Annotated in this window: 16 protein-coding genes and 1 tRNA gene; 10 read left to right on the top strand and 7 right to left on the bottom strand. The window is 67.4% G+C overall.

The features are described from left to right. Positions 1-183: 183 nt before the first annotated feature. The 6 genes from ACFVUS_RS32840 (at position 184) to ACFVUS_RS32815 (ending at position 4,721) form a co-directional block, all read left to right on the top strand. Positions 184-254 (top strand) — tRNA-Gln (locus ACFVUS_RS32840). 108 nt (positions 255-362) lie between these two features. After that, complete coding sequence (gene glmU / locus ACFVUS_RS32835; protein WP_364642004.1) at positions 363-1,844, top strand: bifunctional UDP-N-acetylglucosamine diphosphorylase/glucosamine-1-phosphate N-acetyltransferase GlmU; 1,482 nt, start codon at positions 363-365, stop codon at positions 1,842-1,844. After that, a complete protein-coding gene (locus ACFVUS_RS32830) occupies positions 1,841-2,821 on the top strand; it encodes a ribose-phosphate diphosphokinase (protein WP_067570015.1) in 981 nt (326 codons plus the stop codon). Before glmU ends, ACFVUS_RS32830 begins: the two co-directional genes overlap by 4 nt. Positions 2,822-2,984: 163 nt before the next feature. Beyond that, positions 2,985-3,302 carry a hypothetical protein gene (locus tag ACFVUS_RS32825; protein ID WP_387775501.1) on the top strand — a complete coding sequence of 106 codons (318 nt, stop codon included), beginning with the start codon at positions 2,985-2,987 and terminating at the stop codon, positions 3,300-3,302. A 63-nt stretch (positions 3,303-3,365) separates the two neighbouring features. Further along, the gene (locus ACFVUS_RS32820; protein ID WP_387775498.1) at positions 3,366-4,085 is read left to right on the top strand and encodes a hypothetical protein; all 720 of its coding nucleotides are present in this window, start codon (positions 3,366-3,368) and stop codon (positions 4,083-4,085) included. A gap of 3 nt (positions 4,086-4,088) precedes the next feature. Continuing rightward, a complete protein-coding gene (locus tag ACFVUS_RS32815; RefSeq protein WP_387775495.1) occupies positions 4,089-4,721 on the top strand; it encodes a DUF2461 domain-containing protein in 633 nt (210 codons plus the stop codon). 58 nt (positions 4,722-4,779) lie between these two features. Here ACFVUS_RS32815 and egtD read toward each other — a convergent pair whose 3' ends face one another. The 4 genes from egtD to egtA all read right to left on the bottom strand — a co-directional run bounded on the left by egtD (position 4,780) and on the right by egtA (position 9,496). Beyond that, the gene (gene egtD / locus ACFVUS_RS32810; RefSeq protein ID WP_387775492.1) at positions 4,780-5,751 is read right to left on the bottom strand and encodes an L-histidine N(alpha)-methyltransferase; all 972 of its coding nucleotides are present in this window, start codon (positions 5,749-5,751) and stop codon (positions 4,780-4,782) included. Then, positions 5,748-6,713 carry an ergothioneine biosynthesis protein EgtC gene (locus ACFVUS_RS32805; RefSeq protein ID WP_387775489.1) on the bottom strand — a complete coding sequence of 322 codons (966 nt, stop codon included), beginning with the start codon at positions 6,711-6,713 and terminating at the stop codon, positions 5,748-5,750. Before ACFVUS_RS32805 ends, egtD begins: the two co-directional genes overlap by 4 nt. Next, on the bottom strand, positions 6,713-8,053 hold the full coding sequence (gene egtB, locus ACFVUS_RS32800; RefSeq protein WP_387775486.1) for an ergothioneine biosynthesis protein EgtB: 1,341 nt from the start codon (positions 8,051-8,053) through the stop codon (positions 6,713-6,715). The genes ACFVUS_RS32805 and egtB overlap by 1 nt, the downstream gene beginning before the upstream one ends. Positions 8,054-8,203: 150 nt before the next feature. Further along, complete coding sequence (gene egtA / locus ACFVUS_RS32795; RefSeq protein ID WP_387778421.1) at positions 8,204-9,496, bottom strand: ergothioneine biosynthesis glutamate--cysteine ligase EgtA; 1,293 nt, start codon at positions 9,494-9,496, stop codon at positions 8,204-8,206. A gap of 188 nt (positions 9,497-9,684) precedes the next feature. Between egtA and ACFVUS_RS32790 the strand changes: the two genes are divergently transcribed. Next, a complete protein-coding gene (locus tag ACFVUS_RS32790; RefSeq protein ID WP_387775483.1) occupies positions 9,685-10,857 on the top strand; it encodes an aminotransferase class V-fold PLP-dependent enzyme in 1,173 nt (390 codons plus the stop codon). Positions 10,858-10,974: 117 nt separating this feature from the next. Then, positions 10,975-12,621, top strand: a complete 1,647-nt coding sequence (locus tag ACFVUS_RS32785) for a fatty acyl-AMP ligase (protein WP_387775480.1) — start codon at positions 10,975-10,977, stop codon at positions 12,619-12,621. 54 nt (positions 12,622-12,675) lie between these two features. Here ACFVUS_RS32785 and pth read toward each other — a convergent pair whose 3' ends face one another. The 3 genes from pth to ACFVUS_RS32770 all read right to left on the bottom strand — a co-directional run bounded on the left by pth (position 12,676) and on the right by ACFVUS_RS32770 (position 14,808). Further along, entirely contained in the window at positions 12,676-13,257 is a 582-nt protein-coding gene (pth, locus tag ACFVUS_RS32780) for an aminoacyl-tRNA hydrolase (protein WP_387775477.1), read from the bottom strand. Positions 13,258-13,278: 21 nt separating this feature from the next. Continuing rightward, a complete protein-coding gene (locus ACFVUS_RS32775) occupies positions 13,279-13,890 on the bottom strand; it encodes a 50S ribosomal protein L25/general stress protein Ctc (RefSeq protein ID WP_387775474.1) in 612 nt (203 codons plus the stop codon). Between the two features lie 249 nt (positions 13,891-14,139). Continuing rightward, positions 14,140-14,808, bottom strand: a complete 669-nt coding sequence (locus ACFVUS_RS32770) for a lysophospholipid acyltransferase family protein (RefSeq protein ID WP_387775471.1) — start codon at positions 14,806-14,808, stop codon at positions 14,140-14,142. A 119-nt stretch (positions 14,809-14,927) separates the two neighbouring features. Between ACFVUS_RS32770 and ACFVUS_RS32765 the strand changes: the two genes are divergently transcribed. Beyond that, positions 14,928-15,530, top strand: a complete 603-nt coding sequence (locus ACFVUS_RS32765; RefSeq protein WP_387775468.1) for a TetR/AcrR family transcriptional regulator — start codon at positions 14,928-14,930, stop codon at positions 15,528-15,530. 189 nt (positions 15,531-15,719) lie between these two features. Continuing rightward, positions 15,720-17,348, top strand: coding sequence for a peptide chain release factor 3 (locus ACFVUS_RS32760; protein WP_387775465.1), 1,629 nt, complete (start codon positions 15,720-15,722; stop codon positions 17,346-17,348). Positions 17,349-17,369: the final 21 nt, after the last annotated feature.

Here is a 17,369-nt window from a genome sequence, read left to right as displayed (position 1 = left end):
AGCGAACTGTCTCAGAGCGCCCCACCGAGACCTGTCGGCTGGAACACCCTCACAACCGCGGCGCGAAACTCTGACCACCGGTGATCGTTAAAAGTTTCGGGGAGGCGGATCCATGTGCGAGTATCTACACGCGCATGCCATAGCAAGCAGAGTCGGCGAACCGAACGGTCCGCCGGGTTGCAATCCGCCGTAGTGTAATGGCAGCACCACTGATTTTGGTTCAGTTAGTTCAGGTTCGAGTCCTGGCGGCGGAGCTCGCGAACGGGGTCACTATGGTTGGCCCCGCACATCGCTGACGCAGCACAACTGTGGCCCAGCGCACCAAAGAACTCAGCACGATGACGCGCAGCCGAGGGAGATCCATGCCACAGCAGACCGCCGTCGTCGTTCTCGCCGCCGGAGCCGGAACCCGAATGCGGTCCAAGACCCCCAAGGTGTTGCACCCGATGGCCGGCCGCAGCATGCTCGCACACGCGTTGCATGCGGCGAACGAGATCGACCCGACGTACCTCATCACCGTGATCGGCCACGACCGCGAACAGGTCGGCGACGCGGTGGGCAAGGTGGGAGCGGAGCTCGGCCGCCAGATCATCCTGGCGGTACAGGAAGAACAGCGCGGCACCGGACACGCCGTGCAGTGCGCGCTCACCGCACTGCCCGACGATTTCACCGGTGACGTGCTGGTGACCTACGCGGATGTGCCACTGCTGGACGGGCACACCCTGCACGCGCTGCTCGACGAGCATCGCAGTTACACCGAGGGTTCGGCGGTCACGGTGCTGACCTTCGCACCCGATGATCCGAACGGTTACGGCCGCATCGTGCGCGATGCGGACGGGCGACTGCTGGAGATCGTCGAGCACGCCGACGCCACCCCGGCGCAGGCCGCCATCGGCGAGGTCAATTCCGGCGTATACGTTTTCGACGCCGCGGTGCTGCGGGTGATGATCACCCGGATCGACACCGCCAACGCGCGCTACGAGCTGTACCTGACCGATGTGCTGAAACTCGCTCGCGAGGCCGGACATCCGGTGCACGGTGCGCGACTTCTGGACTCCGCCAAGGTAACCGGGGTCAATGACCGGGTGCAGCTGGCCGATGCCGCGCGCACGCTGAACCGGTACATCGTGGAACGGCATATGCGCGCCGGGGTCACCATCATCGATCCGGCCACCACCTGGATCGACGGCAGCGTGACCATCGGGCGGGACGCGGTCATCCGCCCGGGCGTACAACTGCTGGGCGACACCGTGATCGGCGAGGACGCCGAGATCGGACCGGACTCCACGCTCACCGATGTCCAGGTCGGCAACGGCGCGAAAGTGGTACGCGCACACGGCGAGAAGGCCACCATCGGACCGGGCGCGACCGTCGGCCCGTTCACCTATCTGCGCCCCGGCAGCTCGATCGGCGAGGAAGGCAAGCTCGGCGCCTTCGTCGAGACCAAGAACGCCACCATCGGCGCGCACTCCAAGGTCCCGCATCTCACCTATGTCGGCGACGCCACCATCGGCGAACACAGCAACATCGGCGCTTCCAGCGTCTTCGTGAACTACGACGGGGTTCGCAAACACCACACCGTGGTTGGGTCACACGTGCGGACGGGGAGTGACACGATGTTCGTCGCACCCATCACCGTGGGTGACGGCGCGTATTCGGCAGCAGGTACTGTACTGCGCAGAAGTGTTCCTCCGGGCGCACTGGCGGTGTCGGGTGGAGCGCAACGCAATATCGAGGGTTGGGTGCAGCGCAATCGCCCCGGCACCGAGGCCGCCAAGGCGGCCGAACTGGCCATCGCGGCCAACGATATATCCGACGAGCAAAAGGATGGCGAACGTCCGTGACCGCGTTCTCTACCGAAAACCACAAGAACCTGATGCTGTTCTCGGGACGCGCTCATCCAGAGCTCGCCGAGGCAGTGGCCAAGGAACTCAACGTCCATGTCACGCCGCAGACCGCGCGTGACTTCGCGAACGGCGAGACCTTCGTCCGGTTCGAGGAATCGGTGCGCGGCTCCGATGCGTTCGTGCTGCAGAGCTTCCCGGCCCCGCTGAACCAGTGGGTCATGGAGCACCTCATCATGATCGACGCCCTCAAGCGCGGTTCGGCCAAGCGCATCACCTCGGTGCTGCCCTTCTACCCGTACGCGCGGCAGGACAAGAAGCACCGCGGCCGCGAGCCCATCTCGGCTCGCCTCATCGCGGATCTGCTCAAGACCGCGGGCGTGGATCGCATCATCACCGTCGACCTGCACACCGATCAGATCCAGGGCTTCTTCGACGGCCCGGTCGATCACATGCACGCGCAGGTGCAGCTGGCCGAGCACATTCGGAACAACTACGCGCTGGACAACATCGCCGTGGTCTCCCCGGACGCGGGCCGCGTGAAGGTCGCCGAGAAGTGGGCCAACTCGCTGTCGGACGCGCCGCTGGCGTTCATCCACAAGACCCGTGATCCGCTGGTGGCCAATCAGGTTGTGGCCAACCGCGTGGTCGGTGAGGTCGAGGGCCGCACCTGCATCCTGATCGACGACATGATCGACACCGGTGGCACCATCGCCGGCGCGGTCAAGGTGCTCAAGGAGGCGGGCGCGGGTGACGTGGTCATCGCCGCCACGCACGGCATCCTGAGCCATCCGGCCGCCGAACGGCTCGCGAACTGCGGGGCCAAGGAGGTCGTGGTCACCAATACGCTGCCCATCGACGAGGACAAGAAGTTCCCGACGCTGACCGTGCTTTCCATCGCACCGCTGCTGGCGCAGACCATCCGCGAGGTCTTCGAAAACGGTTCCGTAACAGGCCTTTTCAACGGTAACGCGTAGATCGTCAGTTCTTCCGCGACGCGCCCCCGCCCATTCGGGTGGGGGCGCGTTCGGCATTTGCGGACCGCTATAGGTGACCCTTCCGGTTCGCGGCGGTAGCGTTGGACCGATATTCACGCGGTTTGCTCGAGGTGCGCTGACGCGCGGAGAGGTGTGGTTCCGTATGGACGACCGGCGCAATGACGACGAGGACCAGCTCATCGACGAGGTGCTCGACACCGAGGACGTCGAAGACCTGGACTACGACATGGGCGATGACGATCAGGCCGACGAGGTGCGCGAATACGAGCGCTATATCGCCGATCCGCCGGACGAGCTCGTCATCCGCAACCGCGAGAACGATGACAACGGCCGACTCGGTATCGAAGCCGAACTCGACCAGGAGTGGACCCGCCGCCGCCAGCGCGATGAGAACAAATCCGAGGACGATCGGCCCGCAGAACTCGCCGCCATGGAAATCGTCGACGAACCGGACGATTAACGAACAGCTCCGCACCGTGATACCCATGGAAAGCATTCACACCACCAGCGAGGAGGGTGCGAGATGAGCACGCCGCCGAACGAACCCCAAGCCAACCCGGGCGACATGTTCAAGAAGGACTCCGAGGCGAGCACGCCGGAGACACCGGCCGACGGTCAGCCGCAGGACGCGCCCGCCGGGCAGTGGGGCCGGCCGGATTCCGGGCAGCCCGCACCAGGACAGTGGCAGAGCGATCCCGGACAATCGCAGTGGCAATCCGATCCCGCGGCGCAAGCCCAGCCGGGGCAGTGGCAGGCCGACCCCGCCGCGCAGTCGCAACCCGGACAGTGGCAGGACGCACAGACCACGCAGTACAACCCGGGTGCGGCCGGACAGCAACCGCCGGGCGGATATCCGGCGGGCGGGGTGTACAACTATCCGCCGATGGGTGGACAGCCGCAGGGCGCGCAGGCGCAGGGCGGATATCCCTCGTATCCGCAGCAGCCGTACGCGCAGCCCTACGGTCAGCCGGGGCAGCCCGGATATCAGCCGTACGGCGCACAGCCCTACGGCGCACCGCAGCCGCGCGGTACGCAGATCTTCTCCATCATCGGATTCATCTGCGCCGGAATCGCTTTGCTGTTCTGCCCGCCGATCTTCGGTATCGCGGGGATCGTGCTCGGCATCATCGGCAGCAATAAGGGTGAACCGCTCGGCAAGTGGGCGGCCATCGCGTCCGGGGTGGCCCTGGTGGTCGGCATGCTGATCGGCCTCGCGCTCTACGGTTCGAGTCTGACCCGCTGACCTATGACCGCGTTCACCGGATTTCCACTCACCGGGCTCGACTTCTACGAGGATCTCGAGGCCGATAACTCCAAAGCGTTCTGGACGGCCAACAAGAAGGTGTGGGAGACCGCGGTGCGGGATCCCATGCAGGCCTTGCTCGCCGAGCTCGAACCCGATTTCGGTACGGCCAAATTCTTCCGGCCGTACCGGGACGTTCGATTCTCCAAGGATAAGCGGCCCTATAAGGATCATCAGGGCGCGACGGTGCACGCCACCTCCGGCGGCGGCTGGTACGTGCAGATCGGTGCGGCCGGGCTGTTCGTCGCCGCCGGGGTGTACGCGCCGTCGCCGAGTCAGCTCGCACAGCTGCGCGGCACCATCGACAACGAGGTGCGCGGGGTGGAGCTGGAGAACCTGCTCGCGGCTTTGACCAAGGCCGGGTACACGATCGGCGGCGATAAGCTCGTCACCAAGCCCAAAGGCTATGCGGCCGACCATCCGCGCATCGAACTGCTGCGGCATAAATCGCTGGTCATCAGCAAGGATTTCGGCGCGCCCGCCTGGCTCGACACACCGCGCGCGGCCAAGGAGATTCGCAAGTCCTGGGAAACCATGCGGCCCGCGATGGAATGGCTTGCGGCCGTAACCGGTTGAACAGTGATGGCGGCGAGGCCCGAACCCTCGCCGCCATCCGCATTCCATTGCCCGGGGATCAGCGCCGTTCGGCGAGCACCAGGGCGAAACGATCGTCCGCGTCGGTCCAGATGCGCTCGGTCGCGAAACCGGCTGCGGCCAGCTCGCTTTCGAGGCCCTCGCGCCGGAATTTGGCCGAGATCTCGGTGCGGAGCTGCTCGCCCTTGGCGAATTCGACCGTCAGGTCCAGATCCTCGATCCGGACGGTGGCGGCTTCGGTTGCCTCCAAACGCATTTCGATCCACTCGTTGTCGGCGTCCCACAGCGCGACATGCGCGAAGTGGTCCGGATCGAAGTCGGCGTGCAGGCGGCCGTTGAGCACATGCAGCACATTGCGATTGAATTCGGCGGTCACACCGGCGGCATCGTCGTAGGCGGGCACCAGGATCGCCGGATCGATGACCAGGCCCGCGCCCAGCAACAATTGCTCACCCGGCTCGAGCACTTCGTGCACACCTTGGAGGAAGGCCGCGCGCTCACTCGGAATCAGATTGCCGATGGTGCCGCCCAGGAAGGCGATCATGCGGCGGCCGCCGCGCGGCAGATTGTCCAGCGTGGCGGTGAAATCGCTGACCACGCCGTGCACGCTCAGTCCGGGGAACTCCGCCGACACCTGATCGGCGGCGGCGCTCAGCGCCGATACCGATACATCCTGCGGCACATAGGTTTTCAACGGGCCCTCGGCGGTGAGCGCCTCCAGCAGCAGCCGGGTCTTGGCCGCCGAGCCCGCGCCGAGTTCCACCAGCACCTCGGCCTGGGCCAGCTTGGCGATCTCACCGACCACCTGCTCCAGCAGCGCCCGCTCGGTCCGGGTCGGGTAGTACTCCGGCAGTGCGGTGATCAGCTCGAACAGCTCGCTGCCGCGCGCGTCGTAGAACCACTTGGGCGGCAACCACTTCGGCTCGGCCGTCAGCCCCTCGCGCACATCCGACCGCAGCGCGGCCGTCAAATCCTCGTCGGTCAAATGGATGTCCAGCGCAGCCGCACTCATGAATCAGCCCTTCCGATCTCGATATTCAGGTCTTCCACCGACAGCCACCCCGGCCGCGCCACCACGAGCTGCCCATCCGCGATGGCACGCCAGCGCGGATCCTCGTCGTACGCCTCCGAGGCGACCACCGTGAACTCATCCCCCGGCAGCACCGTCAGCGCGTGCCGCCACGTCGTCGCCCACACCGAATCACCGTCCCCCAGCAGCAGATTCAGCCGAGCGTTCGGCGACCGCTCCAGCACCGCCTGGGTCACCGCCCGCAATGCCGCCTCCGGACCCAGCCGCCCGCCGTCCAGCAGGCCGCGCAGGATCACCCACAGCACCGCCGAATCCGTGAGCGATTCGGCCTCCAGCAGCGAGGGCGAATCGAAGCGCGCGGCAACGGCGGTGAGTGCCGCCCGCCAGTCCGGAATCGCCCCGTTATGGCTGAAAGCCCAGCGGCCGTGGGTGAATGGGGCGCACGCGGTCTGCTCCACCGGCAGGCCCACCGTGGCCGAACGGACCGCGGCCAGCACCGCCGGTGAACGCAATTGCGGCAGCACCTCATCCACCGCCGGATCGGTCCAGATCGGCGCGGCATTGCGATAGCGCGTCGCCGCCGGCGCGCCGGGCGTGGCCTGCGGCCGGGCCGCCCGCGAGTGCGCGCGCACCGCGTCCGGGAGTGACTCGGCGGGATCCGCCCGGGGCACAGACCTTTCGGCCACCGCATCAGCGCCGCCATCGGGTCCCGGTCCGGGCAGGGCCGCGAGGTCCTGTCGGGTGCCGCCGTGCCAGATGACGCCCGCGCCGTGCGGCGGGGGTGCGGAGGTCCACCAGGCGACGCCGAAACCGTCCGCGTTGATGGTGCCGCCGCCGCGCATATCGCGGGGCGCCCAGGATTGGGTGCGCAGGGAGTTGGGGCCTCGGGTGAGGAGTTCGCCTACCGAGGCGGGTGGGCCGAGGTAGGCGAGGTGACGGCACATCAGGCGTCCTGCGGGGTGAGGTCGCGGGCCAGGCGGAAGCCGGAGAAGATCTGGCGGCGAATGGGGTGGTCCCAGTTGCGGAAGGTGCCGCGCACGGCCACTTCGTCCGCACCGAAGGAACCGCCGCGCAGGACGCGGTAGTCGCCGCCGAAGAAGACATCCGAGTATTCGGCGTAGGGGAAGGGGCGGAAACCCGGGTAGGGGGTGAAGCCCGAGGAGGTCCACTCCCAGACGTCACCGATCAACTGGTGCACGCCATGCGGGGAGACGCCCGCGGGGTACGCGCCCGCGTCCGCCGGTTCCAGGTGCCGCTGACCGAGATTCGCGGTCTCCGGGGTGGGGTCGGCATCGCCCCAGGGGTAGCGGCGAGAGCGGCCGGTGGCCGGATCGAAACGGGCCGCCTTCTCCCATTCCGCCTCCGTCGGAAGGCGTTTGCCCGCCCAGGCGGCGTACGCCTCCGCCTCGAAATAGCAGACGTGCAACACCGGCTGATGCGGGCGCAGCGGCTGCATGACGCCGAAAACCCGGCGCCACCAACGACCGCCGCCGTCGCGCTCCCAGAACTGCGGTGCCACCAACCCGGCCTCGACGCGATGCGCCCAACCGGCTTCGGACCAGAGTTCCGGACGGTCGTAACCATCGTCGGCGATGAATTCCAGGTACTGCTCATTGGTGATCGGCGCGATATCGATGGCGAAGCCCGGCACGTGCACCGGATGCGCGGGCCGCTCATTGTCCAGCGCCCACGGATCGGTATCGGTGCCCATGCTGAATTCGCCAGCGGGAATGACGACTTCGCCGCGCGGCGGTACCGCCACGGTCGGTGCGGCGGGCGCGGCGAGCACCGCTTCGCCCTGCCGCAGTTGATGTGTCGCGAGCATGGTCTCGTCGTGCTGCTGCTCGTGCTGCGCGATCATCCCGAAAGCGAAGCCGTTGTCCACCAGCGCTTGCCCGCGTAATGGGTTGCGCTCCAGCACATCCCACACCTTTCCCCGCACCTGCCCGACATATTCGCGGGCCTGCCCCGGATTCAGCAGCGGCAGCGCGGGCCGATTCGACCGCGCGTGTTTGAACGCGTCGTACAGCTCGTCGATATCGGAGCGCACGGCCTCGCGCCCGCCCACATCCCGAACCAGCCACAGCTCTTCCTGATTCCCGATATGCGCGAGATCCCACACCAGCGGACTCATGAGCCGCGAATGCTGCGCCACCAACTCCGCCTCGTCCAGGCAATCGGTCAATCCGACGGTCCGCCCCCGAGCCCGCTCCAGCACCTGCGCGATCCGCTCCCGCAGCCGCTCCGTCTCGCCCCGATCAGTCCCCGGTAGCTGAATAGTCATGACAAAACTCCGAATTCGATTCGAGAATGAATGGCGCCGACAGCGCATACCGCAAGTCCGGACCACTCGCGCGAATCGAATCGATCCGCCGAGGAATCCGGCCGGAACCGCGATTCGCGGTGCCGGTGTGTGGTCTGTGACAGGGCGCGGTCATGCGCCGGTTCCGGTGGAATCCGCTGTGGGCGCGAGCCCTTGGCGACATCGCTCGACCGCGGCGGCCAATTCCGCTGCGGCGGCCGGTGTCGCGGCGTGTGCGGTGGCCAATTCGAGGAGAGCCACTGCCGTGGCGCGGATTTCGAGGTCGGCGAGGCCATAGCGCGCGGCCTCCGACCAGAGATCGGCGGTCGACTGGGCGAGCGCGGTGGCTTCCGCGACCACCGCTGGGCTCGAGACCAGGGCGTCTATGGCATGCACCGGGACGGTCCAGGTGTCGCCGGGTTGGGCGTCCAGGTAGCGGACCTCGAGATGGCCGGAGGCGCGGACCTGTGGGAAGACGGTGGTCAGGTGGTAGTCGAGGTCGGTGTGGTCGGGACGCCGGCCGATCTCCTCGTCGAGCGCGCCGCAGAGCCAATCCGCGAAGGTCGCGCCCGGCGGGGCCGACCAATCCGCGACCGCCGGATTGTCCGCGGCATCGCCGTCGGGGGTCGTGGGCCGAATGCACAGCAGGGGTACATCCAGGGCCCAGCGGGCGTATCCGGCCACCGGATCGGACCAGTGGTGCACGGGCGGGCGGGTGCGCAGGTGGTCCAGACGCAGCCACGCGCGCATGCGCTGGGAGGCCCAGTCACCGGGCGGTGCGCCACTGAGGGTCGGGGAGCAGGCGAACGCGGCCAGCAGGGCCGGTCCCATGGCGTAGAGAGCCGTCATACGAGCGGTGATGTCGGCGGCGTCGACACCCGCGTCGACGCTCACCTGGGTGGCGGCGGTATTGCACATCATGAGCGCGCCGAACGGGCCGATACCGGCGAAGGTGCGCTCCATGGCGCGATAGCGCGGGAGCTGGAGCAGGCGTTGCGGATCGCGCGCCGGATCGGCGGAGGCGGAGAAGGTGTGGATGCCGTGGGAGGCGAGGAGTTCTCGGAGGCGGACCGTATCGGTGCGCAGGCGCTCACACAGTTCGGCGGCGGTGCCGAACGGGGCACTGGAGAGTTCGATCTGACCACCGGGTTCGATGGTGACCCGGCTGCCGCCCGGCAGCGGATGCGCCGGGGAATCTGGCGAAATGGACTGCGGCGCATAGGGCCCCAGTGCGTCGGCGATCACAGTCAATCGCGGGCGCGGGGCCGACGCCGAGGGCTCCCCCTGTGCGGTGAGCCATTCCAGTTCGGCGCCGATGAGCGCGGGTGGCCCCTGCTTGAAACAGACCTTTCCGACATACGCCTCGGCTGCGGCACGGGTGGAGAACTCGCTCCCGGGCGCCTGCGCAACCCGTCCCGTCTGCACGTCGGCGTCCTGCGCCGCGTGCCCGGCAACTCGCGGCAAATCGGGAAGGGACGTAGAAACAGCCATGTCGACCTCCACTCGATCAAACCAACCCCGCCCGGCGCACCGGGCGATCAATCCAGAGTAGCGATGAACCCCGACAACAAAACTTACGAAATGAGGAACACACCAACCGATATGGTCGATTCATGGTGAACATTGCCCGGTTGCGCGCCGATACACCCGGTTGCGAGGGCCAGATTTTTCTCGACAGCGCGGGCTCCTCACTGCCGCCGCAGGTGGTCGTGGACACCCAGATCGCACATCTGCGCCGCGAAGCGGAGATCGGTGGCTATCGCGCCGCCAACGAACGCCTCGACGATCTGGCCGCCGTCAAGACCGCGATCGGGCAGCTCATCAACGCTCCGGCCGACGCCATCGCGCTCAGCGACAGCGCCAGCCGCTCCTGGAGCGACTTCTTCTACTCGGTCCCGCTGCGACCCGGCGACCGCATTCTCATCTCCGGCGCGGACTACGCCAGCAATGCCATCGCCGCCCTGCAACGCGCGCGGCAGAGCGGTGCCGTGGTGGAGACCATCCCCAGCGACGGCAGCGGGCAACTCGACCTCGCGGCGCTGGAAACCATGGTCGACGAACGGGTGAAACTGGTTTCACTGGTTCATGTTCCGACCAATGGCGGTCTGGCCAATCCGGTCGCCGAGGCCGCGCGCATCGCCCGCCGCGCCGGGGCGCTGGTACTGCTGGACGCCTGCCAATCGGCGGGTCAGCTACCCCTGGACGTGACCGAACTCGGGGTGGACGCGCTGTCCGCGACCGGGCGCAAATGGCTGCGCGGCCCGCGCGGGACGGGCTTCCTGTACGTGCGCCCCGAACTCGCCACCACCATGGAACCCACTCGGCTGGATCTGCACAGCGCCGAATGGACCGGCCCGGACAAGTACACCCTCGCCGCGGATGCCAGCCGCTTCGAATTCTGGGAGTGCGATATCGCGGCCCGGCTCGGCCTCGGTGCGGCGGTCCGGTACCTGCTCGATCAGGGCCCCGCCGAGATCTACGCCGCCATCGCCGAACGCGCCGAACTGCTGCGCGCGGCGCTGCGCGAGATCCCCCGGGTGACCGTGCGCGATCAGGGCGTCCGGCACGCCGGCATCGTGTCGTTCACGGTCGACGGGCTCGCACCGGTGGAGGTTCGCGATCTGCTGGCTCCGCAGCGCATCACGGTGACCGTGAGTCACCGCTCCTCCACCCTGCTCGATATGACCGCCCGCGATCTCGATTCGGTGGTGCGCGCCTCCCCGCATGCCTTCGTGAGTTTCGATGACCTGGACCGCTTCGCAACCGCCGTGGCCGCGCTGGGGTGAGCGATCGATCTTGTTGCGAAGCTTGTGCGCGCTGGCAACTATTCCGAAACTGTTAACGGGGCAGGGGTTCCGGCGGGATAGTTGAGGTGAGTCTGGCCAGCGTTTGAGGAGTCGATCGTGAGCCGCTTCACCGAGGAAATGTATGCCACCGCGGACACCTCCACGCATGGGCTGGTGACCGGGGAACCCGAAGCCCCACTGCGGCAGTCATGGGGCGAGATCCACCGCATCGCAAGACAAATGGCCGGAGGGCTCGCCGCCGCGGGCATCGGGCACGGTGACGCCGTCGGCGTGCTCGCGGGCATGCCGGTCGATATCGCCCCTGCCTGCCAGGCGGTTTGGATGCGCGGGGCCTCGATCACCATGCTGCATCAGCCGACTCCGCGCACCGATCTGATGGTGTGGGCGCAGGACACCGAAACCGTGCTCGGCATGATCGAGGCGCGCGCGGTGATCCTGGGCGCGCCCTTCGAGGCGGCCGCCCCGCTGCTCGCCGAGCGCGGGATCACGGTGGTGACCATCGAGGAGATGCGCGCCGGTCAGCCGATCGATCCGCTGCCGACGGGCGAGAACGATATCGCTTTGCAGCAGTTGACATCCGGCTCCACCGGCTCGCCGAAGGCGGTGCGGATCACGCACGGCAACTTCTTCGTGAACGCCTACGCCATGTTCGATCGGGTGAAGTTCCAGCTCGACGACGATGTGATGATCAGCTGGCTGCCACTGTTCCACGATATGGGCATGGTCGGATTCCTCAGCGTGCCAATGCAGTTCGGCGCGGAGGTGGTGTGCGTGACACCGCTGGACTTCCTGGTGCGGCCCATCCTGTGGGCCGAGCTGATCTCGAAGTATCGCGGAACGGTCACCGCCGCACCGAATTTCGCCTATTCGCTGCTGGCTCGCAGACTTCGCAACGCCGAGGACGGCGCGTTCGATCTGAGCAGTGTCCGATATATGTGGAATGGCGCGGAACCGGTGGACGCCGACACCATGGACACCCTCGCCACGGCGGGAAAACGCTTCGGGCTCAACCCGATGGCGCTCACCCCCGTCTACGGCATGGCCGAAACCACCCTGGCCGTATCGATTCCGGATCCCGGACTCGGACAGGTGCTCGACATCGTCGACGCCGATCTGCTGGAGGCGATCGGCAAGGCCGTGCCGGTGCGCGATCCCGAACACCACCACGGCGCGGTGCGCCGCCTGCCCACGCTCGGCTATCTGGTCGACAACCTGGAGGGCCGGGTGGTCGACGCCGATCGGCAGCCGCTCCCGACCCGGAGCGTCGGCGTCATCGAATTGCGCGGTCCCGCCGTCACTTCCGGCTATGTCACCACCGAGGGCTTCCGGCCCGCCCAGGACGCCGACGGCTGGCTGGACACCGGCGATATCGGCTACATCACCGAGAACAACCTGGTGGTGGTGTGCGGGCGCATCAAGGACGTCATCATCATGGGCGGCCGCAATATCTTCCCCACCGATATCGAACGAGCGGCGTTGCGCATCAAGGGGGTTCGCCCCGGCAATGCGGTGGCGGTGCGGCTGGACGCGGGCCAGAAGCGCGAGAGTTTCGCGGTTGTGGTGGAGAGCAACGACTTTCAGAATCCCGGCGAGGTCAAGCGCATCGAACACGATATCGTGCACGCGGTCTTCTCCGAGGTCGGCGTGCGCCCGCGCAGCGTCACCATCCTCGGCCCGGGAGCGCTCCCGAAGACCTCCTCCGGCAAACTCCGCCGTTCGGCCACCACCGCCCAACTCGGCTGAGACAGCGAACACCCCCGCCCGGAGTCCGGACGGGGGTGCGAAAGTCTTTACAGCTCAGTGCAACTGGTTCTGCGCGGGCTCCAAGCCCACTCGCAGTAGCAGTTCCACCGCGTCGGCGGCCTGCTCCACGATTACCGGCACCTCCTTGCGCTCCGGAGCCGAGAACGGCTTGAGCACATAGTCGGCGGGATCCTGGCGGCCGGGCGGACGCCCGATGCCGAACCGGACCCGCAGGTAATCCTTGGTGGTCAGCGCCTGCGACATGGAGCGCAGGCCATTGTGCCCGCCCTCGCCGCCGCCCTGCTTCAACCGGATCACGCCGAACGGCAGATCGAGTTCATCGTGGATGGCGATCACCTCGGTGGGCGGCACCGAGAAGAATTTCGCCAGCGCCGCGACCGGGCGACCGGACAGGTTCATATAGCTGCGCGGCTTCGCGATCAGCACCTTGCGCCCGTCCAGACGCGCCTCGAGCAGGTCCGCGCCCGACTTCTTGTGCACGGTGAAACGACCGCCGACGCGCTCCGCGAGCACATCGGCGACCATGAATCCCACATTGTGCCGGGTGCGCTCGTATTCGGAACCTGGATTGCCCAGTCCGACGACGAGCGCGGGCCCGGCCGCTGCCTCGGTCACGAGAACCGTTGTGCGGCAGTATTACTCGGCGTCGGAGGCGGCAGCCGCAGCAGCGGCCTCGGCGGCCTCTTCGGTCTCCTGCGCGGAGGCCGGGGCGGCGATGATGTTGACGATCAGCACCTCGGTGTCGCCCGCCAGGGTGACGCCCTTCGGCAGCGCGATCTGGCCCGCGAGGATCTGGGTGCCCGCCTCGACGCCTTCGATGGAGACCTCGATGGACTCGGGGATGTTCAGCGCCTCGGCCTCGATGGACAGCGTGGTGGTGTCCTGGGTGACCAGGGTGCCGGAGGCCGCCTCGCCGACCAGCAGCACGTTCACATCGGCGGTGACCTTCTCGCCCTTGCGGACGATCAGCAGGTCGGCGTGCTCGATGTAGCGGCGGATCGGGTGGACCACGACCGACTTGGTCAGCGCCAACTGCTTCTTGCCCGCGATGTCCAGGTTCAGCACGGCGTTGGTGCCGTGCTCACGCAGGATGGCGGCGAATTCGCGCGCGTTCACCGAAAGGTGCTGCGGCTCCTCATTGTGGCCGTACAGCACGGCGGGCACATTGCCGTCGCGGCGGGTACGACGCGCGGCACCCTTGCCGAACTCGGTGCGTACAGTGGCTTCGAGAAGGTTGGCGTCGGACATGACTGTCTACTCCTACGGGCTCGTCCGGGCTGATGTCAGCGTGCTGGCCAGGGGATATTGCCGCCCTGGCGCGATGTTGGTCTATTCGTCGGGCGAAGACCAACAGGGACGGCCGGAAGCCGAGCCCGTCGATCACGGTGGACATTTTTGGGGTGTCGCACCCTCGCCGAGACAACCTGAAGACTTTAACACGCGGTGATAGATGCTCCGCACCACCCCCACCCGAAGCGGTAAGGTGTCGCCCTTCGGTTACGCGGCCGCGGCCCGATCCTTGAATGTGGCTGCGTAGCAATCGACATAGGGGCGGCCCGAACGGCGGACCAGATCGGCCATGAGTTCATCGGTCGCGCGGCGCACCCCGATGCGATCGGCCGGGACGAAATAGCGCGGGCGGCCGATGGAGATGCGAACCTTGGCCGGACGCAGGAAACGGCGATTGCGTGGATTGACCCGATCGGTGCCGGACAGCACCACGGGGACCACGGGCGCGCCGGTCTGCATGGCGACCCGGATCACGCCGGTGCGGCCGCGATAGATACGGCCGTCGGGCGAACGTGTGCCCTCGGGATGGATGCCCCAGATGCCGCCCTCGTCCAGAATTCGCACGGCCGCGGCGAGGGAATCGCCCCCGGCCTGTCCGCCGGTGCGATCGACCGGGACCTGACCCGTGGCCTTCATGACCCAGCGATTCACCCGGCCCCGGAGGCCGCCGGTGGTGAAGTACTCCTGCTTGGCGATGAAGGTGACCGGGCGGTTCAGCACCAGGCACAGGTAGAGCGAATCCACCACGGCCAGATGGTTGGCGGCGATGATCACCGGGCCGTCAGCCGGAACATGGTGCAGCCCTTCGACTTCCGGTCTGCCCATCAGCCTGAGCAAGGGGCCGACGAACACATGCTTCAACAGCCAGTACCACACGAGAACCTCCCCGGAGCCATCTGCGTAGACACCGTCTACGCGGTCGTAATCAGGTCTACACCATGCGAGTAGACAGTGTCTACGATGAATCGCGCACAGAACTTGAAAGGATGTGCGGCATGAGTGTGGTTGAGCCGCTGCGGGAACGACTGGTGAGCGCCGGGGTCGACATGCTCGAGGAGGTCGGCGCGGCACAGCTCGGCCTGCGCGCCATCGCCCGCGAAGCCGGGGTATCGCACGGTGCGCCCCGGCGCTGGTTCCCCACCCACAACGCGCTGCTGGCCGCCATCGCCGCGCGCGGCTACGCCGACCTGGGCGCGAGACTCGAAGCGATACAGGGGGATACGCCGATATCCGCTCCGGCCTCGGTGCCCCGCGAGCGACTCGAGCGCACCGCCCTCGCCTATATGGAATTCGCCGCGCGCCGCCCCGAGATGTTCACCCTCATGTTCCGCCACGACCTGCTGGAGGGCGCGGGCGAGAACCTGCGCGTGAACGTCACGCTCCCGCTGTTCCGTCGCTGGCGCGAACTGGTCGCCTCGAATATCCCCGCGCCCGAACCCGGCGAAACCCCCCTCGACGCCGCCGAAATCGCGCTGAGTCTGTGGACCAGCCTGCACGGCATCGCCACCGTCGTCGCCAACCGGAGCATCGAAGCCATTGCGCCCGGCGCGGATCCGGCCCGCCTGGTGGCCAATGCCATCACCCGCCATGTCGGCTGAGAGAGCACCCTTCCCGTCATTCCGGCGCGCCTTTGGCCGGAATCCACCGGGGCCGCGGGAGTGCCTCGGGTGTGGATCCCGGCCAAAAGCATGCCGGGATGACGGTGGGGGTGGTCCGTACCTGGTGATCCTGGTCGCGGGCTCGTCGCGTACCCTGGTGCGGTTGCCTCGTCTGCGAAGGAGTCCCCCGTGAGTTCCCCGACTGCCAGCGCGACCACCGCACCCAGTTCCGGGCGGTTGGCCGACGAGGTGGCCCGGCGGCGCACCTTCGCGGTGATCTCCCATCCGGACGCCGGTAAGTCGACGCTCACCGAAGCGCTGGCGCTGCACGCGAAGGTCATCTCCGAGGCAGGCGCCATCCACGGCAAGGCGGGCCGCAAGTCCACCGTCTCGGACTGGATGGAAATGGAGAAGGCGCGCGGTATCTCCGTCAGCTCCACGGCACTGCAGTTCGAATACGGCGACTGCGTGATCAACCTCGTCGATACGCCCGGTCACTCCGACTTCTCGGAGGACACCTATCGCGTGCTCACCGCGGTCGACGCGGCGGTCATGCTGATCGACGCGGCCAAGGGCCTGGAACCGCAGACGCTCAAGCTCTTCCAGGTGGCGCGCGATCGCGGCATCCCGGTCATCACCGTCATCAACAAGTGGGACCGGCCGGGCCAGGCGCCGCTGGAACTGCTCGACGAGATCACCGATCGGATCGGGCTCACCCCGACCCCGCTGTTCCTGCCCGTCGGCATCGCCGGTGATTTCCGCGGCCTGCTGCGGCGCGGCGAAGAAGGCGCGCCCGCCGAATACATCCACTTCACCCGCACCGCGGGTGGCGCGACCATCGCGCCGGAAGAGCATCTGACGCCCGAACAGGCCGCCGAACGCGAGGGCGAGGCCTGGGTCACCGCGGTCGAGGAGAGCGAACTGCTGTCCGCCGCCGGACAGGATCACGATCAGGAACTGTTCCTGGCCGGGCACACCTCACCGGTCATCTACGGCTCGGCCATGCTGAATTTCGGTGTGCGCCAACTGCTCGAGACGCTCATCGAACTCGCGCCCGCGCCGCGCGCCCGCATCGACATCAATGATCGCCCGCGCGAGACGAGCGATCCGTTCAGCGCGGTCATCTTCAAGGTGCAGGCCGGTATGGATACCGCGCACCGCGACCGCCTCGCCTTCATGCGCATCGTGTCCGGCGAATTCGAGCGCGGCATGGTGGTGACGCACGCGCAGACCGGCCGCCCGTTCGCCACCAAGTACGCGCTCACCATTTTCGGCCGCGAGCGCACCACCGTCGACACCGCGTACCCGGGCGATGTGGTGGGTCTGGTCAACGCGACCGCGCTGGCCCCGGGCCACACCCTGTTCGCGGACAAGAAGGTGCAGTTCCCGCCGATCCCGTCGTTCGCGCCGGAGCATTTCGCCACCCTGCGCGCGCAGAGCGCGGGTAAGTACAAGCAGTTCCGCAAGGCCATCGACCAGCTCGACTCCGAGGGCGTGGTTCAGGTGCTGCGCAACGATATTCGCGGTGACGCCTCCCCCGTGCTGGCCGCCGTCGGCCCGATGCAGTTCGAGGTCGTGACCGCGCGCATGCTCGGCGAGTACAACGTCGAGACCAACCTCGACTCGCTGCCGTACCAGCTGGCCCGGCGCACCGATGCCGAATCGGCCGTCGAACTCGGCCGCCAGCGTGGCGTGGAAGTGTTCACCCGCACCGACGGCGTGATGCTCGCGCTCTTCGGTGACAAGTGGAAGCTGGCCTACGTCCAGAAGGAACACCCGGGTCTGACGCTGGAACCGCTGGTCGCCACCGCCGACTGACAATCCCGCGGCGGTGAATCC

This window comes from Nocardia sp. NPDC058058, assembly GCF_042885355.1.
Classification (GTDB): Bacteria; Actinomycetota; Actinomycetes; order Mycobacteriales; family Mycobacteriaceae; genus Nocardia.
Note: the sequence above shows the minus strand (reverse complement) of the source record. Positions and strands in the feature narration are given on the sequence as shown.